The sequence below is a fragment of the Streptomyces sp. JJ36 genome (assembly GCF_021696945.1).
Lineage (GTDB): Bacteria > Actinomycetota > Actinomycetes > Streptomycetales > Streptomycetaceae > Streptomyces.
On record NZ_JACYHE010000210.1, the window covers coordinates 1 to 247 of the forward strand.

At 76.9% G+C, this 247-nt stretch carries 1 protein-coding gene; it reads right to left on the reverse strand.

Annotation, left to right across the window (positions count from 1 at the left end):
- Positions 1 to 89: 89 nt before the first annotated feature.
- Positions 90 to 247 (reverse strand): adenylyl-sulfate kinase (locus HOY81_RS27180; RefSeq protein WP_237323360.1); only part of this gene is annotated, 158 nt, incomplete at its 5' end.

Here is a 247-nt window from a genome sequence, read left to right on the forward strand (position 1 = left end):
GTGCACCGCCTCCGACTCCAGCGCCTCCAGATGCGTCAGCGCGAACGGATCGTCGGACAGCTCGGAGGACGCGCCGTGCGCAAGCTCGCTCATGCCAGCCCCCGCTCCGCCAGCAGGGCGCGCACGGCGGCGGCGGAGTCCGCCACCGTGCGCCCCGCCGTGTCCAGCCGCAGATCGGGCGCGGCCGGCGGTTCGTACGGGTCGTCCACGCCGGTCAGGCCGCTCAGCTCCCCGGCCGCCTGGCGCG